This is a genomic window from Pseudomonas sp. TAA207 (genome assembly GCF_001529285.1).
Classification (GTDB): Bacteria; Pseudomonadota; Gammaproteobacteria; order Pseudomonadales; family Pseudomonadaceae; genus Aquipseudomonas; species Aquipseudomonas weihenstephanensis.
The window spans coordinates 117,034-136,414 of sequence record NZ_LLWJ01000061.1; the positions used below are offsets into that span (position 1 = coordinate 117,034).

The 19,381-nt window shown below is 59.1% G+C and carries 18 protein-coding genes; 5 read left to right on the top strand and 13 right to left on the bottom strand.

From position 1 onward, the window contains the following. Positions 1 to 585: 585 nt before the first annotated feature. Complete coding sequence (gene rne / locus AP059_RS08185) at positions 586 to 3,849, top strand: ribonuclease E (protein ID WP_059762779.1); 3,264 nt, start codon at positions 586 to 588, stop codon at positions 3,847 to 3,849. A gap of 72 nt (positions 3,850 to 3,921) precedes the next feature. Here rne and AP059_RS08190 read toward each other — a convergent pair whose 3' ends face one another. The 9 genes from AP059_RS08190 to AP059_RS08230 form a co-directional block, all read right to left on the bottom strand. Beyond that, entirely contained in the window at positions 3,922 to 4,533 is a 612-nt protein-coding gene (locus AP059_RS08190; RefSeq protein ID WP_059762780.1) for a transglycosylase SLT domain-containing protein, read from the bottom strand. Between the two features lie 46 nt (positions 4,534 to 4,579). After that, positions 4,580 to 5,599, bottom strand: coding sequence for a UDP-N-acetylmuramate dehydrogenase (murB, locus tag AP059_RS08195; protein WP_059762781.1), 1,020 nt, complete (start codon positions 5,597 to 5,599; stop codon positions 4,580 to 4,582). After that, positions 5,596 to 6,060 (bottom strand): low molecular weight protein-tyrosine-phosphatase, encoded by a 465-nt coding sequence (locus AP059_RS08200; RefSeq protein WP_059762782.1) that lies wholly within the window; start codon positions 6,058 to 6,060, stop codon positions 5,596 to 5,598. The genes murB and AP059_RS08200 overlap by 4 nt, the downstream gene beginning before the upstream one ends. Further along, the gene (gene kdsB / locus AP059_RS08205) at positions 6,060 to 6,824 is read right to left on the bottom strand and encodes a 3-deoxy-manno-octulosonate cytidylyltransferase (protein WP_059762783.1); all 765 of its coding nucleotides are present in this window, start codon (positions 6,822 to 6,824) and stop codon (positions 6,060 to 6,062) included. The genes AP059_RS08200 and kdsB overlap by 1 nt, the downstream gene beginning before the upstream one ends. After that, complete coding sequence (locus AP059_RS08210; RefSeq protein ID WP_048362930.1) at positions 6,821 to 7,006, bottom strand: Trm112 family protein; 186 nt, start codon at positions 7,004 to 7,006, stop codon at positions 6,821 to 6,823. The genes kdsB and AP059_RS08210 overlap by 4 nt, the downstream gene beginning before the upstream one ends. A 24-nt stretch (positions 7,007 to 7,030) precedes the next feature. Beyond that, on the bottom strand, positions 7,031 to 8,041 hold the full coding sequence (gene lpxK / locus AP059_RS08215) for a tetraacyldisaccharide 4'-kinase (RefSeq protein ID WP_059762784.1): 1,011 nt from the start codon (positions 8,039 to 8,041) through the stop codon (positions 7,031 to 7,033). Beyond that, positions 8,041 to 8,469, bottom strand: coding sequence for an ExbD/TolR family protein (locus AP059_RS08220; RefSeq protein ID WP_059762785.1), 429 nt, complete (start codon positions 8,467 to 8,469; stop codon positions 8,041 to 8,043). Before AP059_RS08220 ends, lpxK begins: the two co-directional genes overlap by 1 nt. After that, entirely contained in the window at positions 8,466 to 9,101 is a 636-nt protein-coding gene (locus AP059_RS08225; RefSeq protein WP_048363040.1) for a MotA/TolQ/ExbB proton channel family protein, read from the bottom strand. Before AP059_RS08225 ends, AP059_RS08220 begins: the two co-directional genes overlap by 4 nt. Positions 9,102 to 9,177: 76 nt before the next feature. Continuing rightward, entirely contained in the window at positions 9,178 to 11,400 is a 2,223-nt protein-coding gene (locus AP059_RS08230) for a DNA internalization-related competence protein ComEC/Rec2 (RefSeq protein ID WP_177332365.1), read from the bottom strand. Between the two features lie 133 nt (positions 11,401 to 11,533). Between AP059_RS08230 and AP059_RS08235 the strand changes: the two genes are divergently transcribed. Continuing rightward, a complete protein-coding gene (locus tag AP059_RS08235; protein WP_048400890.1) occupies positions 11,534 to 12,049 on the top strand; it encodes a DUF2062 domain-containing protein in 516 nt (171 codons plus the stop codon). Between the two features lie 42 nt (positions 12,050 to 12,091). Here AP059_RS08235 and AP059_RS08240 read toward each other — a convergent pair whose 3' ends face one another. From AP059_RS08240 to AP059_RS08250, 3 genes are all read right to left on the bottom strand, one after another. After that, positions 12,092 to 12,871, bottom strand: coding sequence for an ABC transporter permease (locus AP059_RS08240; protein WP_048362925.1), 780 nt, complete (start codon positions 12,869 to 12,871; stop codon positions 12,092 to 12,094). Then, positions 12,868 to 13,800, bottom strand: a complete 933-nt coding sequence (locus AP059_RS08245; RefSeq protein ID WP_048362924.1) for an ABC transporter ATP-binding protein — start codon at positions 13,798 to 13,800, stop codon at positions 12,868 to 12,870. Before AP059_RS08245 ends, AP059_RS08240 begins: the two co-directional genes overlap by 4 nt. A gap of 135 nt (positions 13,801 to 13,935) precedes the next feature. Beyond that, entirely contained in the window at positions 13,936 to 14,559 is a 624-nt protein-coding gene (locus tag AP059_RS08250) for a glutathione S-transferase (RefSeq protein WP_059762787.1), read from the bottom strand. Between the two features lie 151 nt (positions 14,560 to 14,710). Here AP059_RS08250 and AP059_RS08255 point away from each other — a divergent pair, with 151 nt between their 5' ends. Then, complete coding sequence (locus AP059_RS08255; protein WP_059762788.1) at positions 14,711 to 17,158, top strand: acyl-CoA dehydrogenase; 2,448 nt, start codon at positions 14,711 to 14,713, stop codon at positions 17,156 to 17,158. Positions 17,159 to 17,220: 62 nt separating this feature from the next. Then, positions 17,221 to 17,637, top strand: a complete 417-nt coding sequence (locus AP059_RS08260) for a PA2817 family protein (RefSeq protein WP_059762789.1) — start codon at positions 17,221 to 17,223, stop codon at positions 17,635 to 17,637. An 85-nt stretch (positions 17,638 to 17,722) separates the two neighbouring features. Here the strand turns inward: AP059_RS08260 and AP059_RS08265 are convergent, their stop codons facing one another. After that, positions 17,723 to 18,667, bottom strand: a complete 945-nt coding sequence (locus AP059_RS08265; protein ID WP_059762790.1) for a LysR family transcriptional regulator — start codon at positions 18,665 to 18,667, stop codon at positions 17,723 to 17,725. Between the two features lie 87 nt (positions 18,668 to 18,754). Between AP059_RS08265 and AP059_RS08270 the strand changes: the two genes are divergently transcribed. Beyond that, positions 18,755 to 19,381 (top strand): hypothetical protein, encoded by a 627-nt coding sequence (locus AP059_RS08270; protein WP_059762791.1) that lies wholly within the window; start codon positions 18,755 to 18,757, stop codon positions 19,379 to 19,381.

Genomic DNA, 19,381 nt, shown 5'->3' on the forward strand with positions numbered 1-19,381 from the left:
CGCGAGGCCGTCCTACGGGACTTTTGCTGCATACGGAACGCCTGGAGTTGTAACAAGCGCAGGTGACATGAGGCCTGAAGCGAGCCTGGAAAGCAGAGTGAAAACTCGCCTTTTACGCCGATATTCACGGCCAGTTCACAAAGTGCAGTCAGCCTCGGGAATTTCGAGCGAATGTTTCGGAAACTTCGCCTTTATTAGCCATGATGCGTGACCTCCCCTTTTGGAGTTCACGGTAAATGCCAACCCGCTGCGGATTCTGCGCGCGGCAGCACCCGAATTATCAGGGATACGTGTGGGGTGGAGATGCACAACCGCCGGACTGTGTAGCAATAGGCTTTATCAAGACGCTTCATCTCGTCCACAGCCGCCGGTTGATTCCTCCTCCTGACCAGACTTTTGCTTAAGCGGTGCTTTAGCACCACAGCAAGCAGGAAGCGTTAGTCGCGACTCGGCCCCCAGGGCCGAACCTCGCTGGACAATGGAGTGGCCAACTACTCCTGACGCACCTGACACCGACCGTGAGAAGTCGTGTGTGCCGAACGCCGTTTCCGGCAGCCCGGAAACCGACGGTACAACATGAAAAGAATGCTGATTAACGCGACTCAACCCGAAGAGTTGCGTGTTGCACTGGTAGATGGCCAACGCCTCTACGACCTGGACATTGAGTCAGGTGCACGCGAGCAGAAGAAAGCCAACATCTACAAAGGCCGTATTACTCGCATCGAACCAAGCCTTGAGGCTGCCTTTGTCGATTTCGGCTCTGAGCGCCACGGTTTTCTGCCCCTCAAAGAAATCTCCCGCGAATACTTCAAAAAAGCCCCAGAAGGCCGCGTCAACATCAAGGACGTCCTGAGCGAAGGCCAGGAAGTCATCGTGCAAGTCGAGAAAGAAGAACGTGGCAACAAGGGCGCAGCCCTGACCACCTTCATCAGCCTCGCTGGCCGTTACCTGGTGCTCATGCCTAACAACCCGCGTGCCGGTGGCATCTCGCGCCGCATCGAAGGTGAAGAGCGCAACGAACTGCGTGAAGCGCTCAATGGCTTGATCGCACCTGCCGACATGGGCCTGATCGTGCGCACTGCAGGCCTGGGCCGCAGCAGCGAAGAAATGCAGTGGGACCTCGACTACCTGCTGCAACTGTGGACCGCTATTAAAGAAGCGTCGCTGGACCGCGCTGCGCCGTTCCTGATCTATCAGGAAAGCAACGTGATCATCCGCGCCATTCGCGATTACCTGCGCCAGGACATCGGCGAAGTGCTGATCGACAGCGTTGAAGCCCAGGACGAAGCCCTGACCTTCATCCGCCAGGTGATGCCGCAGTACGCCAGCAAAATCAAACTCTACGAAGACAGCGTTCCGCTGTTCAACCGCTTCCAGATCGAAAGCCAGATCGAGACCGCTTTCCAGCGCGTCGTTGAACTGCCTTCCGGTGGCTCTATCGTTATCGACCCGACCGAAGCCCTGGTGTCCATCGACATCAACTCGGCGCGCGCCACTAAAGGCAGCGATATCGAAGAAACCGCCCTGCAAACCAACCTTGAAGCGGCTGAAGAAATCGCCCGCCAGTTGCGCCTGCGCGACATCGGCGGCCTGATCGTCATCGACTTCATCGACATGACCCCTGCCAAAAACCAGCGCGCCGTGGAAGAAAAAGTCCGCGAATGCCTGGAAGCAGACCGCGCCCGCGTTCAAGTGGGCCGTATCTCGCGCTTTGGCCTGCTGGAAATGTCCCGTCAGCGCCTGCGTCCATCGCTGGGTGAAAGCAGCGGTATCGTCTGCCCACGCTGCAACGGCACCGGCATCATCCGTGACGTTGAATCGCTGTCGCTGGCCATCCTGCGCCTGATCGAAGAAGAAGCCCTGAAAGACCGCACTGCCGAAGTGCGCGCTCAGGTGCCAATCCCGGTCGCCGCCTTCTTGCTCAACGAAAAACGCAACTCGATCACCAAGATCGAACTGCGCACTCGCGCCCGCATCATCATCCTGCCGAACGACCACCTCGAAACGCCGCACTTCGAAGTTCAGCGTTTGCGCGATGACAGCCCGGAAGCCCACACCAATCAGTCCAGCTATGAAATAGCTGCCGCTGCTGCTGAAGTGGAAGAAGTGCAACCGGCCGCTGCCACCCGCACCCTGGTTCGCCAGGAAGCGGCGGTCAAAACAGCCCCGGCGCGCACCTCGGCACCGGTTCCGACCGAAGCCGCAGCCACCGCGACTGCCGCCCCTGCACCCGCCGCTACCATTGCCGAACCCAGCCTGTTCAAAGGTCTGGTGAAATCACTGGTCAGCCTGTTCGCCTCCAAGGATGAGCCTGCGGCTGCCGCGCCAACCGTGACCGAGAAACCGGCCACCACCGAGCGTCCGCAACGTAACGAAGAACGTCGCAACGGTCGCCAGCAAAGCCGTAACCGCAACGGTCGTCGTGACGAAGAACGCAAGCCGCGCGAAGAACGTGCACCTCGTGAAGAGCGTGCCCCGCGTGAAGCCCGCGAAGTGCGTGAACCGCGCGAAGAAACCCCGGTAGTCGTTGCCCGCGAAGAACGTGCCCCGCGCCCACCGCGCGAAGAGCGTGCTCCACGCGCACCTCGCGAAGATCGCAAACCTCGCGGTGAGCGTGAAGAACGCGTACGCGAACTGCGTGAACCGCTGGATGCCGCACCCGCTGCAACCACTGAGCAAGAGCGTCCGGCCCGTGCACCTCGTGAAGAACGCCAACCACGCGCACCTCGCGAAGAACGCGCACCACGCGCCGAGCAAGCCGCCGTCGCCGCTGAAGACGAAACCGCTCTGAACAACGAAGAGCAATTGCAGGACGAGACTCAGGACAACGCCGAAGGCGATCGTCCACGTCGCCGCTCCCGCGGTCAGCGTCGTCGCAGCAACCGTCGCGAGCGTCAACGCGATGCCAATGGCAACGTGATTGAAGGCAGCGAAGACGGCACCGAAGAAGGCAGCGAAGAGACCAACACGCAAAACGTGCCTGCCAACACCGAGCAGCTGGCTGCCGGACTGGCCGTCACAGAAGCTGTTGCCAGCACCGTGATCAGCGCTCCGGCCGAAGCTCAAGCCCATCAGCAAGCTGAACGGGCCAGCGCCGCCACCGAGCAAGCAGCCCCGGCCGAAACCGTGGTTGGCGTAGAAGCTCAAACCAAGGCTGTGACTGTCGTTGAAGCACCGCAAGCGCCAGCACCGGTCGTTGAGACGCCAGTGATCGAAACGCCAGTGGTTCAAGCCCCTGTGGTTGAAGCCATCACGCCAATCGAAGCCGTTAAAGCGCCTGAAGTTGAAGTGGCTCCGGTTCAAGAAGCCCAGCCTGAACCCAAGGCAGCCGCAGAACCTGCTCCAGCCATCGAAACACCGATTGTTGCTGCACCTGAGCCTGTAGTTGAAGCGCCAGTGGTAGAAACCCCGGTTGTTGAGAAGCCTGCCTTCGAAAAGCGCCCTGAGCCTGTCAAGGAAGCCCGCACTGTACGCGAGCCCGTTGCAGAGCCTGCCGCCGCTGAAGCCGCACCGGCTCCCGCCACGCCAGCAGAACCGGTTGTGATCGCACAACCAGAGCCTGTTGAAGTGCTGGTAAAAGCCGAAGTGGTTGAAGTGGCCATCGTCGCAGCACCTGTCGCCAGCGGCCCGTCCAGCAATGGTCGCGCCCCGAACGATCCGCGTGAAGTGCGTCGTCGCAAGCGTGAAGAGGCCGCCGCTGCCGCCGCTGCCGCTCAAGCGCAAGCCACCGAAGCCGTCGCAGAGCACACGACACCTGCCATCGACGAGAACTTGCGTTCTGTTGAGGAAGTGGTCGAGCAAAACCCTAAAGCCCTGGAAGAAGAGCACGAGCCTAAACCCCTCGCCTAATTCCAAAGGCCACTAAAAAGCCCCGTCAGTTTGCACTGGCGGGGCTTTTTTTATGCGTTGAAGGCGTTGCGATCAGAAGAACCAGAACGAACGACGATTGCTCTCCAACTCACCCCGGCACTGATTAAGCTGCGCGCCGTACGTCTTTGATTGCTGCTCAACCTTGCGTGCGACCTGCACCAGCCAAGGCTTGGCACGATAGGTACCACGGCTGTAGCCGCCCCGCCCCTCGTGATAGGCCAAATATTGGTTATAGGCGTCCCACTTGGATATACCTAGCTGCTGCTGAGTACCCGCCGCATACCAACCAATAAATCGAATGGCATCCGCAAAGTTGTCACGCGAACCCCCCTTGCCCGTGCTTTTTGTGAAGTCACTCCACGCTGGCGGCTGAGCCTGGGCATAGCCATAAGACTGACTGACCCGCCCCCACGGAATGACCCACAACAAATAGGCGCGCGGCGGCAATGCATCCGCCACAAAGCTGCTTTCCTGCTTCATGATTGCCATCGCCACCTGCGGCGGCGTGCCGAACTGGCTCTGCATGCTTAACGAGTCTTCATACCAGCGCGGGTACTGACGATAGATATTGCACAGATTGCCTTGATCCCTGGGCGGCGCGGTGGTGCAACCCGTCAGCGCCACCCAGGTCAACGCCAAGGCCCAAGCAGGCTTATGCTTCATTGGTATTCCTTACGGCCACGGATGATGGAGCAACGCGAGTGCCCGATTAATACACGTTGGGTTCCATCTCCAACTGCACGGCAAAGCGCTGCGCAATATCGGCCTGGATACGCTGCGCCAGTGCCAACAATTGCAGACCGGTCGCCGCGCCGTAGTTGACCAGCACCAGCGACTGCAAACGGTGTACGCCCGCATCCGCGTCACGAAAGCCTTTCCAGCCAGCCGCCTCGATCAGCCAACCCGCCGCCAGTTTCACCTGACCGTCCGCTTGCGGATAGCCGATCAGGTTGGGGTACGCCAGCTTGAGTTCAGCCGCCAACACCGATGAAACCACCGGATTCTTGAAGAAGCTGCCCGCATTGCCCAAGACCGCAGGGTCGGGCAGTTTTTCACTGCGAATGCTGCTGATGGCTCGACTGACATCACTGGCGCTCGGCAGATCAACGCCTTGTTCGATCAGGCGCTGGCGTACCGGGCCGTACTCCAAGTGCAGACTGGCAGCACGACTCAGGGCAAACCTGACCCGCAGAATCAACCATCGACCCGGATGTTGTTTGAACAGGCTGTCGCGGTAACCAAAATCGCACTCAGCCAGGGTGAAATCACGCAACTCCCCGCTTTGACGGTCGAGCGCGGTCAGCCCGGCAAACACATCTTTGATCTCAACCCCGTAGGCACCAATGTTCTGCATCGGCGCAGCGCCGACGGTGCCCGGGATCAGGCTCAGGTTTTCAAGCCCGGCAAAGCCCTGCGCAAGCGTCCACAACACAAAGTCATGCCACACCTCACCCGCCTCGGCCTCAACCACCACGCGCTCGCCGTCATCTACCAGCACACGAAGGCCACGGCTGGCCATGCGCAATACCAACGCCTGCACATCGCCGGTCAACAGCAGGTTGCTGCCACCACCAATCACCAGTAAAGGCAACTGGTGCTCAGCCGAATAGCGCAACGCTTCACGCACGTCATCGTCGTTATGCGCCTGAGCAAACAATCGGGCACGCACATCGACACCAAAGCTGTTGAACGGCTTGAGTGACGCTTCAACCTGCAACTGCAAACTCATAAACGTCCTTTCAATTCGATCACTAGCAAGTCGCACGCGCGTTCAATCAGATCCAGCACTTCTTCAAAGCCCTGTTCGCCATCGTAATAAGGGTCGGGAACTTCGTGTTTCACACCCTTATAACGTCGCAAGAACAGATCCAGCTCAGCCTTGCCACTGACCGGCTGCAATGCCTGGAGATCACGCAGGTTGCTGTTATCCATCGCAAAGATCAGCTCATAGCGGCTGAAGTCAGCGGCGCTGACGTGCTGCGCGCGCTGCGCCGACAAGTCATAACCGCGCAGCTTTGCCGCCCGCTGAGTGCGTTTGTCAGGAGGCTGCCCTACGTGCCAGTTGCCAGTCCCTGCCGAAGCGACATCAACCTGCGATGCAAGGCCGGCTAACTGCAATTTATGGCGCAGGACACCCTCAGCCGTCGGCGAGCGGCAAATATTGCCCAGGCACACAAACAGGACGCGCATCAAACCTCCAACAAACGCCGAACGCGCTCAAGGTCTTCAGGGGTGTCTACCCCGCCAGGCGGTGCTTCGAGCACGTCGGCGACATGAATACGCACGCCATGCCACAGCGCGCGCAACTGCTCAAGACGCTCGGTATTTTCAAGCCAGCAAGGGCCCCAACTCACAAAGTCATGCAGGAAACCCGCACGGTAGGCGTAGATGCCGATATGCCGACGATAAGGCACGCCCTCTGGCAGGCGGTCGCTGGCATGCGCAAAATCATCACGCGCCCACGGCAGGCAGGCTCGACTGAACGTCAGCGCCAGCCCATTGAGGTCGCTGACCACTTTGACCACATTGGGATTGAACAACGCGGCCACGTCTTCGATGGGCTCGGCCAGCGTCGCCATGCTCGCTTCGCTGTGGGCAGCCAGGTTAACCGCCACCTGATCAATTACCCGAGGCGGAATCAAAGGCTCATCGCCCTGGACATTGACCACAATGGCATCGTCAGCCAACCCCAGAAGCGTCGCCACTTCGGCCAGGCGGTCGGTGCCTGATTCGTGATCGACGCGGGTCAACAACACCTCGGCCCCAAACGCCTGACAGGCCTCGACAATCCGCGCATCGTCCGTAGCCACCACGACGCGCTGCGCACTGCTTTTGCACGCTTGTTCCCACACGTGCTGAACCATCGGCTTGCCCGCAATCATTTGCAGGGGCTTGCCGGGCAAGCGTGTGGAAGCAAACCGCGAGGGGATAACGACCGTAAACACCGGGATCATTTATCCAGACGCTCTTCGTCAGTCAGCGTACGGGCTTCTGTTTCGAGCATGACCGGGATGCCATCACGAATCGGGTACGCCAGGCCAGCGCCCTTGCTGATCAATTCGCTCTTGTCGGCACTGAGCTTGAGCGGGCCTTTGCAAACAGGGCAAGCAAGGATATCGAGCAGTTTGGTGTCCATAAGGGTTTCCCTGAATAAGAGGAGTTAGGGCAAAAGACGATCAGGTAAAAGACGCAGTAGCTGCTGATCAAACCAGCGCACAAAGGCTTGAGAAGGTACAGCGTCTACCGCCAGATACCACCAGTCAGACGCGGCAAAGTCGCGGCATTTCACCGCATCCTTTTCCGTCATGACCAACGGCAACGACGGCGTAAAATTCAGCACCTCGGCGCTATACGGCGCATGGTCGGCAAACGCGTGGGCAATTGGCCGCCAGTGTAACGTTTCGAGGGTAGTGAAGAAACGCTGCGGGTTACCGATACCGGCAACCGCATGCAACGCTTGCTGCGGCGCGAAATAGTCCAGTGACTGACGTTCGCCACTGCGCAGGTTGATCAGCGCGGTGGGCTGCAAAGCAAAGGCAAATCCCGATGCCGGGTCCGTCATTGCACCGTTGTACAGCACCGCATCGACACTGTTCAGCCGCTCGGCCGGCTCGCGCAGGGGGCCTGCGGGCAAACAACGGCCGTTACCCAAACCGCGGGCGTTGTCGATCAATACCAGCTCAAGATCACGCGCCAGGCGGTAATGCTGCAAGCCATCATCCGACAGGATCAAGTCCAGCGACTCACTGGCCAGCAAGGCTTTGACTGCACGGCTACGATCAGGATCGATCATCAAGGGAACACCGCTGCGCTGCACGATCAGCAAAGGTTCATCACCGGCCTGCGCGGCACTTTGTTCAGCCGTCACACGCCAGGGAAAATGCGCAGGCCTGGCCCCATAGCCGCGACTGACCACCCCAACCCGCAGGCCGTGGCGCTGACAGTGCTCAATCAGCCACAGGATCAGCGGCGTCTTGCCAGTGCCGCCCACCGTGATATTGCCCACCACTACAATCGGCACCGGCGCTCGGTAAATATCGCCCTGCCCTGCAACAAAACGCGCGCGCTTACCCGCCACCACGCGACGGTAGAGACACTCAAGCGGCCGCAGCAGCGACAGCAGCGGGTGCCCGGCATACCAGGCGCGTAACAAACGATCGGACATAGCCATCAGGGAGCTGCCTGTGCCTCGACGGTGGTCATGCGTAAATGGCTGAAACCCAATTTACCCGCCGCATCCATCGCGGTGATGACATCTTGATGCCGGGCCTTGCCGTCAGCACTGATCGACAGCGCCAGCGTGGTGTCACCCTCGGACTCTTTCTGCAAGGCCTCCATCAGAGTGGCCAGGTCATTTTTCGGCAGTATCTGGTTGTTCACCGAAAACACACCGTCTGCGCTGATGGCGACATCTAACTGCTTGGCGTTTTGATCGTCACTCGGGGCACCGCTCACCGCTTGCGGCAGATCAACACGCAGTTGAGTTTCGCGAGTGAAAGTGGTGGTCACGACAAAAAACAGCAACAGGATAAACACCACATCAATCAATGACGCGAGGTTGATATCCACTGTTTCTCGTGGCTTGCGGCGAAATTTCACGCTTTGCTCCCGGCCATGTCGACTTCGCGGTCGCCTTGAACGACTTCAACCAGCTTGATGGCTTCTTGCTCCATGCCCACCACCAACTCATCAACGCGTCGTTGCAGAAAACGATGGAAGAACACCGCCGGGATACCCACCATCAAGCCCGCGGCCGTCGTGATCAACGCTTTGGAAATACCGCCCGCGAGGATCGCTGCATTGGTGCTCATGCCTGCCCCCATGAACGAGCTGAAAATGTCGATCATGCCCAGCACCGTGCCCAGCAAACCGAGCAATGGGGCCATCGCGGCAATCGTACCCAGTGCATTGAGGTAGCGTTCAAGCTCATGAATGACGCGGGCCGCGGCCTCTTCGATGCACTCTTTCATGATCTCGCGACCATGTTTTGAGTTGGCAAGCCCTGCGGCAAGGATTTCACCGAGCGGAGAATCGGCGCGCAATTGCTTGAGTTTTTCTTTGTCCAGTTGCTTGTCCTTGATCCAGACCCAAACCTGCCCCAGCAGGTGGGGCGGGGTTACGCGGCTGGCGCGCAAAGTCCAAAGACGCTCGACAATTATGCCCAGCGCGGCAACAGAGCTCAGAATGATCGGCAGCATCATCCAGCCGCCGGATTTGACCAGTTCCCACACAGTGACAATCCCCTCGAAAAAGTGCGCCACTCTACCATAGGATTGGGCGCCCGCTCAGACGCAGGCAAAACCCCGGTTACCCGCCCTGACGCCAAAACCTGCTGGGTTGACGCAGGCTGCGGGCCATCCCCCTCGTCCCCAACCTGAACCGCACCGCCCCTTGTTCTGCGCTGTCCAGCACGTTCATGCCCAAGGCGTTGTAACGTGCCAGTACCTGCGGGTGCGGATGACCAAAGCTGTTGCCGTGACCTCGCGATATGAGCACATGTTCAGGTTTTAACGCATTCAGAAACACCTTGGATGACGATGAACGACTGCCATGATGCGGCGATTGCAGCCAGTGCACCGGCATCGCCAGAGGGGATTTCAAAAAGGCGCGTTCGGCCAACGCGTCAATATCACCCGTCAGCAACAGACGCTCATCGCTGGCCTGTACAAGCAGCACACAGGATTTTTGATTACCCGTCTGCGCATCCGCCCATTGCCAGAGTGAAAAACTCACACCGTCCCACTCCCACCGTTCGCCACTGACACACGGCTGCGCCTGTAACTGTAGTGCCAGCCCGGGCACGTCACCACTGATCACTTTTTTGATGGCCATGGCGCGCTGCACGGCCAACGCGCCACCGGCATGATCCGAATCGGCGTGACTGATGAGCATCACGTCCAATTCACTGACACCCAACGCGCGCAGCACCGGCACCACCACGCGCTCACCCTGATCCACCTCCCTGACCTTGGGCCCTGCGTCATAGAGCAAGGTGTGATGGCGTGTACGCAGCACCATCGCCAACCCCTGCCCGACGTCCAGTTGCCAGACCTCGACCTGACCATGGGGAATCTGCTCTTGGGGCGCGAATACCGCCAGCAGCACCAGCGGCCAGCCCAACGGTCTGGGTAAAAGCCCTGCGGGGAGCAATAAAATCAGCACCCCGACAGCACTCAAGCACCACACACCGGTTGTGACTTGTGCGGGCATCCACGGCAAAAAAGTACCGGCCAACAACGCTAACCCGCGAATCAGGGCATCCAATAAGCCGCCCGACAGCCACAAAAGTGCTTCCCCGAGCCAAGGCACAGGTAACAGCAACGTGCCCAATAACGCCGAGGGCAGCACCAGCAAGCTGATCCACGGCACCGCCACCAGGTTCGCCACTGGCCCGGTCACGCTGACCGGCAAACCCAGTGCCCAGATCACGGGAAACAGCCCCAACGCGATCAAACCTTGGGGCCGGGTCCAGGCCGCCCACCACCGCCACGCACCCAAGCGCCCGCTGAACGTGAATATCAGCACGGCCACTGCCATGAATGACAACCAAAACCCCGGCATCAGGCTCGCCAGAGGCTGTGCTATCAACACCGCATTGAGGGCCAGCAAAAACGGCAACCACATGCCCACATGACGAAACCGCAAACGCCATAGCAGAACCAGCCCGAGCATGACGCAGGCCCGCTGCACCGGCACTTCAAACCCTGCGAGCAAGCCATAACCGAGCGCACCCGCAAAGGCCAGACCGCATGCCCACGGCAGCCACGGCCAGGTACGCGGCCATAGCCCATAACGTGCCAGCAGCGCGACAAGCCCATAGAGCAACCCGCCAAACAGCCCGATGTGCTGACCCGAAATCACCAATAAATGCACGGTCCCCGTGGCTTGCAGCAGCGCCCAGTCATCACGGCTTAGCCCGGACCCGTCCCCCATCACCAGGGCTGCCAGCCACGGTGCTCGGCCGTGGGCATCAACCTGCAACAAGCGTTGGCGCAAACCGTCTCTCCATGCATAGGCCGCGGGCGCCAAACGCTGGCCCGCCTTGACCGAACCGGTTCCCCCGATACGCTGTGCCAGCAACCAGGCCTCGTAATCAAAGCCCTGCGGATTGAGCAACCCGTGGGGCTTTTTGAGCTTGACCGCCAGACGCCAACGCTCACCACTGTTGAGCGGCGGGCCGCCATGCCAGCTTAAACGCAGGGTGCTCGGCAGCTCGGCATGACGCGAGGTCGCGTCCCGTAATTCAAACCGCTGCGCTGTACCTGTGCGTTGCGGCAGGCCAATCACCCGCCCCTCAACCCATAGGGTGCGACCATCGAGCGATGGCGACAAACGGTCGTTCAGCGCCGATTGCCCCTGTACGCACGCCCATACCAGCCCGAACAAAAACAATCCAAATGGATAGGTACGAAAAAATAACAGCGCCAGTCCCACTGCCGAAAGAAGAAACAGACACCCCGCCGGCGGCAACACCGGTAAATAACGCAAAGCCATCAAGCCCGACGCCAGCCCTAACATCCCTGTATACATAGCCAGCCCACCGAGATCCTTTACCTCGGATTAGTCGATGCGGGTAATACGCGCTTAAATAATTGTCACAAAGTCTGAATAGGCAGAAGAGTGAATTTGGGCATACTGCCCCATTCATTCCCGGGAGAGGCCCATGCCACGGCGTTTGTTTAAACGTTACATGCCAGACCCAGCCAGCATCAGGGAACACAAATCCTTACGCTTTATGGGCACCCTGCTACATGACCCCAATCTGTGGCACCTGAATCGGCACTCGGTGTCCCGCGCCATGGCAGTGGGCATTTTTGCGGCGTTTATCCCCATGCCTTTCCAGATGCTACTGGCCGCCTTCCTGGCCATTACCGTGCGCAGCAACATGCCCATTTCGGTTGGCCTGGTATGGCTGACCAATCCGATTACCATGCCGCCGGTTTTTTATTGCACCTACAAACTGGGGGCGTGGTTGATGAATGTGCCTGCACGCACCCTGCCCGAGAACCTGACGTGGGAGTGGATCAGCGGGCAACTGTCTACGGTGTGGCAGCCTTTTCTACTGGGTTCGGTGGTGTGTGGCGTGGTGTTGGGTGCGCTGGCTTATTGCCTGACCCAGCTGTATTGGCGCTGGTGGGTGAACCGCCAATGGAAACGCCGACAAAAAAAACGCCCCTGAAGGGGCGTCGTTTCGCGCAAAAAACACCTACCGTCGTGTTTGCTACTGACGCATGCCGCGACCGCTGACCAGCAACCGTGCGCACAGCAGGTAAAGCACCACGGTCGCAATGACCATGAAAGTCAGTGCCACGCTGATTTTAATGTCCGAGACACCCAGGATGCCGTAGCGGAAGGCGTTGACCATGTGCAGCACCGGGTTGGCCATCGAGACCGTCTGCCAGAACGGCGGCAACAAGCTGATGGAGTAGAACACCCCGCCCAGGTAGGTCAAGGGCGTCAGCACGAAGGTCGGGATGATCGAAATATCATCGAAGTTACGGGCAAATACCGCGTTGACGAACCCCAGCAGCGAAAAGATAGTCGCCGTCAGCACCACCACGGCCACCGTCAGTCCCAAGTGGTGCACTTGCAGGTCGGTAAAGAACAGCGACAGCAAGGTCACAATCACACCCACCATCAGCCCGCGCAAAATCCCGCCCACGGTAAAACCGATGAGGATGATGTGCGGCGACACCGGCGACACCATCAGTTCTTCAATCGAGCGCTGGAACTTGGCGCCAAAGAAGCTCGATACCACGTTGCCGTAGGCGTTGGTGATCACCGACATCATGATCAGGCCCGGCACGATGTACTCCATGTAGGTGAAACCACCCATATCACCGATTTGTCGGCCAATCAGGTTACCGAAGATCACGAAGTACAAAACCATGGTGATCGCTGGCGGCAGCAGGGTTTGCGGCCAGATGCGCATGAAACGTCGCACTTCACGGTAAACAATGGTGTTTAACGCAATCAGATTGGGGCGCAGCTCCGAGCTCATATCGCCACCTTTGCCAGATTTTTTTCGACCAGCGACACGAACAACTCCTCAAGGCGATTGGTTTTATTGCGCAGGCTCACCACTTCAATGTGCTGTGCCGCCAATTGCGTGAACAAACCCGTGATGCCGACCGCCTTGTCCACCTGGACTTCCAGCGTGGCGCTGTCGAGCAACGCACTTGGGTAGCCGATCAACTGCGGTGCAGCCTGCAACGGGGTTTTCAAATCCAGCAGGAAGGTTTCGACATGTAACTGGCCAAGCAGTTGGCGCATGCTGGTGTTTTCAACGATGGTGCCGTGATCAATGATCCCGATGTTGCGGCACAACTGCTCAGCCTCTTCCAGGTAGTGAGTGGTGAGGATGATGGTGGTGCCCTGCTCATTCAGCTCGGTGAGAAAGCTCCACATCGAGCGACGCAGTTCAATGTCCACGCCTGCGGTCGGCTCATCGAGAATCAACAGCCGCGGCTCATGCACCAGAGCGCGGGCAATCATCAGACGGCGCTTCATGCCGCCGGACAACGAACGCGAAGGTGTGTCGCGCTTGTCCCACAACCCCAGCTGGGTGAGGTACTTTTCGGCACGTTCCTTGGCGATTTTCGCCGGAATGCCGTAATACCCCGCCTGAGTCACGACGATGTCGAAGGTTTTTTCAAACTGGTTAAAGTTGAACTCCTGCGGCACCACGCCAATACAGCGCTTGAGTGCAGCAGGTTCACGGTCAAGATCATGACCAAACACATTCACCGTGCCGCCCGTCTTGTTGACCAGCGTCGAGAGAATGCCAATGGTGGTGGATTTGCCTGCCCCGTTCGGGCCGAGCAACGCGAAAAAGTCACCTTCGGATACATCCAGATCGATACCACTCAGGGCCTGGAAACCGTTGCCGTAGGTTTTGGTTAGCTGCCGTATGGACAGAGCGGAACTCATATCTGATTACGCACCAAGATGGGGGAATGGGAGGTGTAGATAAGGGCGAGCCGTCTGTCATACAAGTCCGACACGCAAGGTGCATGGTGCTTGGCCTCGACGCACAAGTACAGTCGCCCGTATTAATAGTGGGTATTAAGTCAACGCAGTCATGACCGCGTTGCGATAGGCCGGGCGCAGCTTCAGACGCTCGTACCACGCCTCAAGGTGCTGCATGCCCGGGCGTTCGATGGGCATTTCAAACCAGGCGTAAATAAACGATCCCAGCGGTATATCCCCCATGCCGATTTCATCACCGGACAGGTAAGGCTTTTGTGACAACGCCTGGTCGACCAGCGATAACAATTCGGCGCAGTGTTTACTCGCGGCGTTAATCAGCACCCAATCCTGCTGTTCGGCGGGGGTCCGTAAAATGCCCCAAAACAGATCACGAAACGGCCCGGCGAATGAGGATGTCGTCCAGTCCATCCACTTGTCGGCCTGCGCCCGCACGCAAACATCACGTTGATACCAAGAGGTGTCTGACCCATATCTGGCCGCCAAATAACGCACGATGGTGTTGGATTCCCACAACACGAAGCCATCGTCCTCGATCATTGGCACCCGGCCATTCGGGTTCAACGCCCGATATTCAGGGCTATCGACCACACCAAAAGCACCTCCGGCCTCTTCCCGGTTGTAAGGCAGCGCCAACTCCTCGGCACACCACAGCACTTTTCTGACATTTGACGAATTCTTGCGACCCCACACTTTGAGCATGACTCAACTCCTGATTGATAGACGCCGGGGCAGTCTAACCTTGCCAGACGAACTCCGCCTCCCACGCGAGGTCACTATCCATAACGCCTTGATCACGACTTGCGACTAAGCTCACAAAGGTGCCCGCCCCTGGCTTCACGGAGGATTGAATATGCTGTTGTTGTGGATTGTGGTTTTAATCGTTGGCGTCGCCTGGCTGGCGCATCGTCGCGTTGCCCCGCTGCCCGCTATGGGCGTGGTCGCGGTCTATCTACTCGCCATGGGCCTGTTCAGTCATGCTCCGGGCTGGCTGTTGGGTATTTTCTGGATCCTGCTGGCGGTCCCCGCCGCCCTGTTGCTGCTGCCTGATATGCGGCGCAAAGTATTCACCGCACCGCTTTTTAACTGGTTTCAAAAAACACTGCCGCCCATGTCGCAAACCGAACGCGACGCCATCGACGCGGGCACCGTGTGGTGGGACGGCGAATTGTTCAGTGGCCGCCCCGACTGGAACCAGTTGCTGGCCTACCCCAAGGCCCAACTCACAGAAGAAGAACAAGCCTTCATCGACGGCCCGACCGAAGCACTGTGTGCAATGGTCAGTGATTGGGACATCGGCCAGCGCATGGACTTACCCCCCCAGGCGTGGGCACACATCAAAGAGCACGGTTTTTTTGCGCTGATCATCCCCAAAGAATTCGGCGGCAAAGGTTTCTCGGCCTATGCACACTCGCAAGTGGCGATGAAACTTGCCACCCGCAGCGGCGATCTGGCCTCCACGGTGATGGTGCCCAACTCACTCGGCCCGGCTGAACTGTTGTTGCATTACGGCACCGACGCGCAACGCAACCATTACCTGCCACGTCTGGCCCGCGGGGATGACATCCCTTGTTTTGCGCTCACCGGCCCACTCGCGGGTTCTGACGCGGGCGCCATGCCCGACACCGGGATCATTTGCAAAGGTCAGTGGCAAGGCGAAGAAGTGATCGGCCTGCGTCTGAATTGGGAAAAACGCTACATCACGCTCGGCCCGGTCGCCACGCTGCTGGGGCTGGCGTTCAAGGCCCACGACCCGGACCACCTGCTGGGCGAGGAACAAGACCTGGGCATCAGCCTGGCGTTGATCCCCACCGACACACCGGGCGTCGACATAGGCCGCCGTCACTTGCCACTGGGCGCGGCCTTCATGAATGGCCCGAACAGCGGCAAAGACGTGTTCATCCCGCTGGACTACCTGATCGGCGGCCAGGAGATGCTTGGCAAGGGCTGGATGATGCTGATGAACTGCCTGTCGGTCGGGCGTTCGATTTCGCTCCCGGCGGTCGGCACTGGCGCCGCCAAGTTCACCAGTCTGGTGACCGGGCAATATGCGCAAGTGCGTGAGCAATTCAACGTGCCCCTGGCCGCCTTCGAAGGCATTCAAGAAGCCCTGGCCCGGATTGGCGGTAATGCCTGGCTGATGGACAGCGCCCGTATGCTGACCGCCAACGCAGTGGACCTGGGCGAAAAGCCCTCGGTCCTGTCGGCCATTCTCAAGTACCACCTCACCGAGCGCGGCCGCGAATGCATCAGCCATGCGATGGACGTTCACGGTGGCAAGGGCATCATCATGGGGCCCAATAACTATTTGGGCCGCAGCTGGCAAGGAGCGCCGATCTTCATCACTGTCGAAGGCGCAAACATTCTGTCGCGCAACCTGATGATCTTCGGCCAGGGTGCAATCCGCTGCCATCCGTTTGTACTGAAGGAAATGGCACTGGCCGGGCGCGAAGATCACGCGCAAGCGTTGCACGAATTTGATGGACTGCTGCTCAACCACATCGGATTTGCGGTGAGCAATGCCGCTAGCACCTTCGTGTTGAACCTGGGCTTTGGCCGCTTTGAAAAAGCCCCCGGCAATGCATTGAGCCAAGGTTACTTCCGCGCGCTTAATCGCCAGGCCGCAGCCTTTGCGATGCTGGCCGATTTGAGCATGATGCTGCTGGGCGGTGAGTTAAAACGCCGTGAGCGCTTGTCCGCACGTCTGGGCGATGTGCTCAGCAACCTGTATCTGGCTTCGGCCGCACTCAAGCGCTACCACGACATGGACTCGCCCGAGTACCTCAACCCGCTGTTCAACTGGGCCATGCAAGAAAGCCTGGGCCATGCCGAGCGCGCGCTGGATGAGCTGCTGCAAAACTTCCCGAGTCGCACAATGGGTTTCTTGTTGCGCGCCATCGTGTTCCCGTTTGGACGTCGCCACACCGGGCCGTCCGATGCGCTGGACGCGGAAGTCGCCGCTGTATTGGGCCGCGCCAAGGGCGACCCGACCCTTGAAGCGGTGTTGGCAGGTTGCTATCGCCCACAATCGGCTGACGATCCTGTCGGCGCCCTGCAACACGCCAGCGAACTGCTCAGCGCCGCCCATCCACTGTTCAAAAAATTGCATGAGGGCCTTAAAAGCGGTCAGGTCAACCCCGCCGCCGGCGAACCGGCGATTGAGGCAGGCGTGAAAGCTGGCGTGCTGCAACCCGATGAGGCACAGACCTTGCGCGAGGCCGAAGCCGCACGTCGCAAGGTGATTGACGTGGATGATTTCTCCAAAGAGGAGCTGACTCACAGCGAAGGAAAGATTCGATAGCACGACAGCGGGCGCGCGGGGCTTTATACTCCCGCGCCCGTTTTGCTTTAGAGGACACCGCAATGGCCACCAACGATCTGAACCACAACCTCGTGTTGCTCGATATTCTGCGCAGCATCCTGGTTGCTGTCGGTGACGCTGAGCAGATCCCTGAGGAAAGCCACGCGTTATTCCTGGAACGCTTTGACGACATGCGCAGTTCGCTGCCGGTTGACCCGATCAACAGCCAGTACTTGGGCCAGGACATCATGTGCCAGGTGATCGAACGCTACCCGCAGATCGCCCATCTGGTTCCCCGTGACCTGCTGTGGTACTTCGGCGGCGCGTGCTTCAACTTCCTCTCGGATGAAGAACTGGACATGTACCAGGCACTGGAAGAGCGCCGTCATGACGCTGAACTGAACGGCGAACCGTTCGACTGGAATCAGGAAAAGCAGTTCATGGTCATGCCCGTGGCTGAAGACAGCACCCAGCACTGAGTGCGTGTCTGAACATTCAAAGGCCCGCCCGGTTTAACCTGGCGGGCCTTTTTTTGGCACACAGCGCCCAATGCTGCACCTGTGGCTAGACCTGCTTATGCGGCATGCCAAGTGTCGGCTCCTGCGCCATTCGCTCTACTAGAAAATCAATAAACACCCGCAGCTTGGGTGGCAGATAACGCGATGGCGCATGCAATAGCCACACGCCACCATGGTAGGACGCAATAAAACTCCACTCCGGCAGCACTTGCACGATCAGCCCTTGGTCCAATGCGTGGCGCGCCGTGAAATACGGCACGCTGCCAATCCCGATGTGCTGCAAGATCGCCTCCAGCCGTACCCCGGTGTGATTCGCCGCATACCGCCCGTGCACCCCGACGGTCACTGACTTGCTGCCCTGCTTGAACTTCCAGCGCGCATCCGCCGGGGTTTCCCCCAGGTAAATGCAACTGTGCGTACGCAAGTCTTCGGGGCGGGCCGGTATGCCGTGTTCAGCCAGGTAAGCGGGCGTGGCACACAGTACGTGCTCCAGCGCAAACAGCTCACGGCCCACCAACCCCGGCGCGGGTTGGTCAGTGATGCGGATACTCAGGTCAACGTTGTCATCAATCAGGTCGACGTAGCGATCTTCCAACATCATCTGCACATCGACTTTTGGATAACGGCGCAAAAAATCTGCCATGTGCGGGTGAATCACATAGCGCCCGATGGCCTTGGGCACGCTGACCCGGATCAAGCCTTCAGGCTCCTGGGTAAACTGGCCACTGAGCTCCATCACCGATTGGGCCGCCCCCACCACCTCGCAACAGCGCTTGAATACGGCCTCACCGCCCTCGCTTAAACGCAATTTACGCGTGGTGCGCTGTAGCAAACGCAGCGCCAGCGCTTTTTCAAGGCGCGAAATACTGCGACTGACAGCCGACGGTGAGGTACCCAGCTGGCGTGCCACTTCAGAGAAGCTCCCGGCCTCAACCACCCGCACAAACACGACCATTTCAGCCAACAACGACAACGGTAGATTTATGCTCATGACGCACAGGTCCATTGAAATTTGCAGGGATTATCACACCGAGTGCGCTTTTCTATACTAGAAAAAGAATTCGATCAGGACACCGTGATGACTCAACGCCTTTATTTTTCCGACGACGCACTGACTGCCGATGCCGTGGTGATGCAATGCACTCCCCACGAAGAAGGCTTTGCCGTGACCCTGCAGGCCACGCCATTTCACCCGCAAGGTGGCGGGCAACCGTCAGACATTGGCTGGATCGGCGACAGTGAAGTACTCAAAGCGCTACAAGAACACGACAGCATCGTGCATTACCTCACGCAACCCGTTGCCCTTGGCCCGGTACAGGTTCGCGTCGATGCCCAGCGTCGCCAGTTGAATACCCGACTGCATTCGGCCGGGCACTTGATCGGCGTGGTGGGCGAACAGGCGGGCTGGATACCCACTAAAGCTCACCATTGGCCGGGTGAATGCCGGGTCAGCTTTATACCCGGCGAACAGCCCCAAACACTGGACGCAAGGGCCATTGAGCAACAACTCACGCACTGGATCAGCGCCGACCTGCCCCGGCATTTGCACCTCGACGCCTCACAGCGCGCGGTCAGTTTTGGTGACCTGCCGGGGTACCCGTGCGGCGGCACTCATGTGCGTTCGCTGGGCGAGTTGCAAACCGTGAAAGTGCTAGCGGTTACCGAAAAAAAAGGCGTGCTCTCGGTGCGCTACGAACTGGACTGA

Excerpts from the sequence above, each read along its gene's own strand:
- AP059_RS08255 (WP_059762788.1), top strand. The coding sequence starts at position 14,711 with ATGCTGTTGTTGTGGATTGTGGTTTTAATCGTTGGCGTCGCCTGGCTG.
- AP059_RS08265 (WP_059762790.1), bottom strand. The coding sequence starts at position 18,667 with ATGAGCATAAATCTACCGTTGTCGTTGTTGGCTGAAATGGTCGTGTTT.
- AP059_RS08230 (WP_177332365.1), bottom strand. The coding sequence starts at position 11,400 with ATGTATACAGGGATGTTAGGGCTGGCGTCGGGCTTGATGGCTTTGCGT.
- AP059_RS08235 (WP_048400890.1), top strand. The coding sequence starts at position 11,534 with ATGCCACGGCGTTTGTTTAAACGTTACATGCCAGACCCAGCCAGCATC.
- AP059_RS08260 (WP_059762789.1), top strand. The coding sequence starts at position 17,221 with ATGGCCACCAACGATCTGAACCACAACCTCGTGTTGCTCGATATTCTG.
- murB (WP_059762781.1), bottom strand. The coding sequence starts at position 5,599 with ATGAGTTTGCAGTTGCAGGTTGAAGCGTCACTCAAGCCGTTCAACAGC.
- AP059_RS08250 (WP_059762787.1), bottom strand. The coding sequence starts at position 14,559 with ATGCTCAAAGTGTGGGGTCGCAAGAATTCGTCAAATGTCAGAAAAGTG.
- AP059_RS08270 (WP_059762791.1), top strand. The coding sequence starts at position 18,755 with ATGACTCAACGCCTTTATTTTTCCGACGACGCACTGACTGCCGATGCC.
- AP059_RS08240 (WP_048362925.1), bottom strand. The coding sequence starts at position 12,871 with ATGAGCTCGGAGCTGCGCCCCAATCTGATTGCGTTAAACACCATTGTT.
- kdsB (WP_059762783.1), bottom strand. The coding sequence starts at position 6,824 with ATGATCCCGGTGTTTACGGTCGTTATCCCCTCGCGGTTTGCTTCCACA.
- rne (WP_059762779.1), top strand. The coding sequence starts at position 586 with ATGCTGATTAACGCGACTCAACCCGAAGAGTTGCGTGTTGCACTGGTA.
- AP059_RS08210 (WP_048362930.1), bottom strand. The coding sequence starts at position 7,006 with ATGGACACCAAACTGCTCGATATCCTTGCTTGCCCTGTTTGCAAAGGC.
- AP059_RS08245 (WP_048362924.1), bottom strand. The coding sequence starts at position 13,800 with ATGAGTTCCGCTCTGTCCATACGGCAGCTAACCAAAACCTACGGCAAC.
- lpxK (WP_059762784.1), bottom strand. The coding sequence starts at position 8,041 with ATGGCTATGTCCGATCGTTTGTTACGCGCCTGGTATGCCGGGCACCCG.
- AP059_RS08200 (WP_059762782.1), bottom strand. The coding sequence starts at position 6,060 with ATGCGCGTCCTGTTTGTGTGCCTGGGCAATATTTGCCGCTCGCCGACG.
- AP059_RS08190 (WP_059762780.1), bottom strand. The coding sequence starts at position 4,533 with ATGAAGCATAAGCCTGCTTGGGCCTTGGCGTTGACCTGGGTGGCGCTG.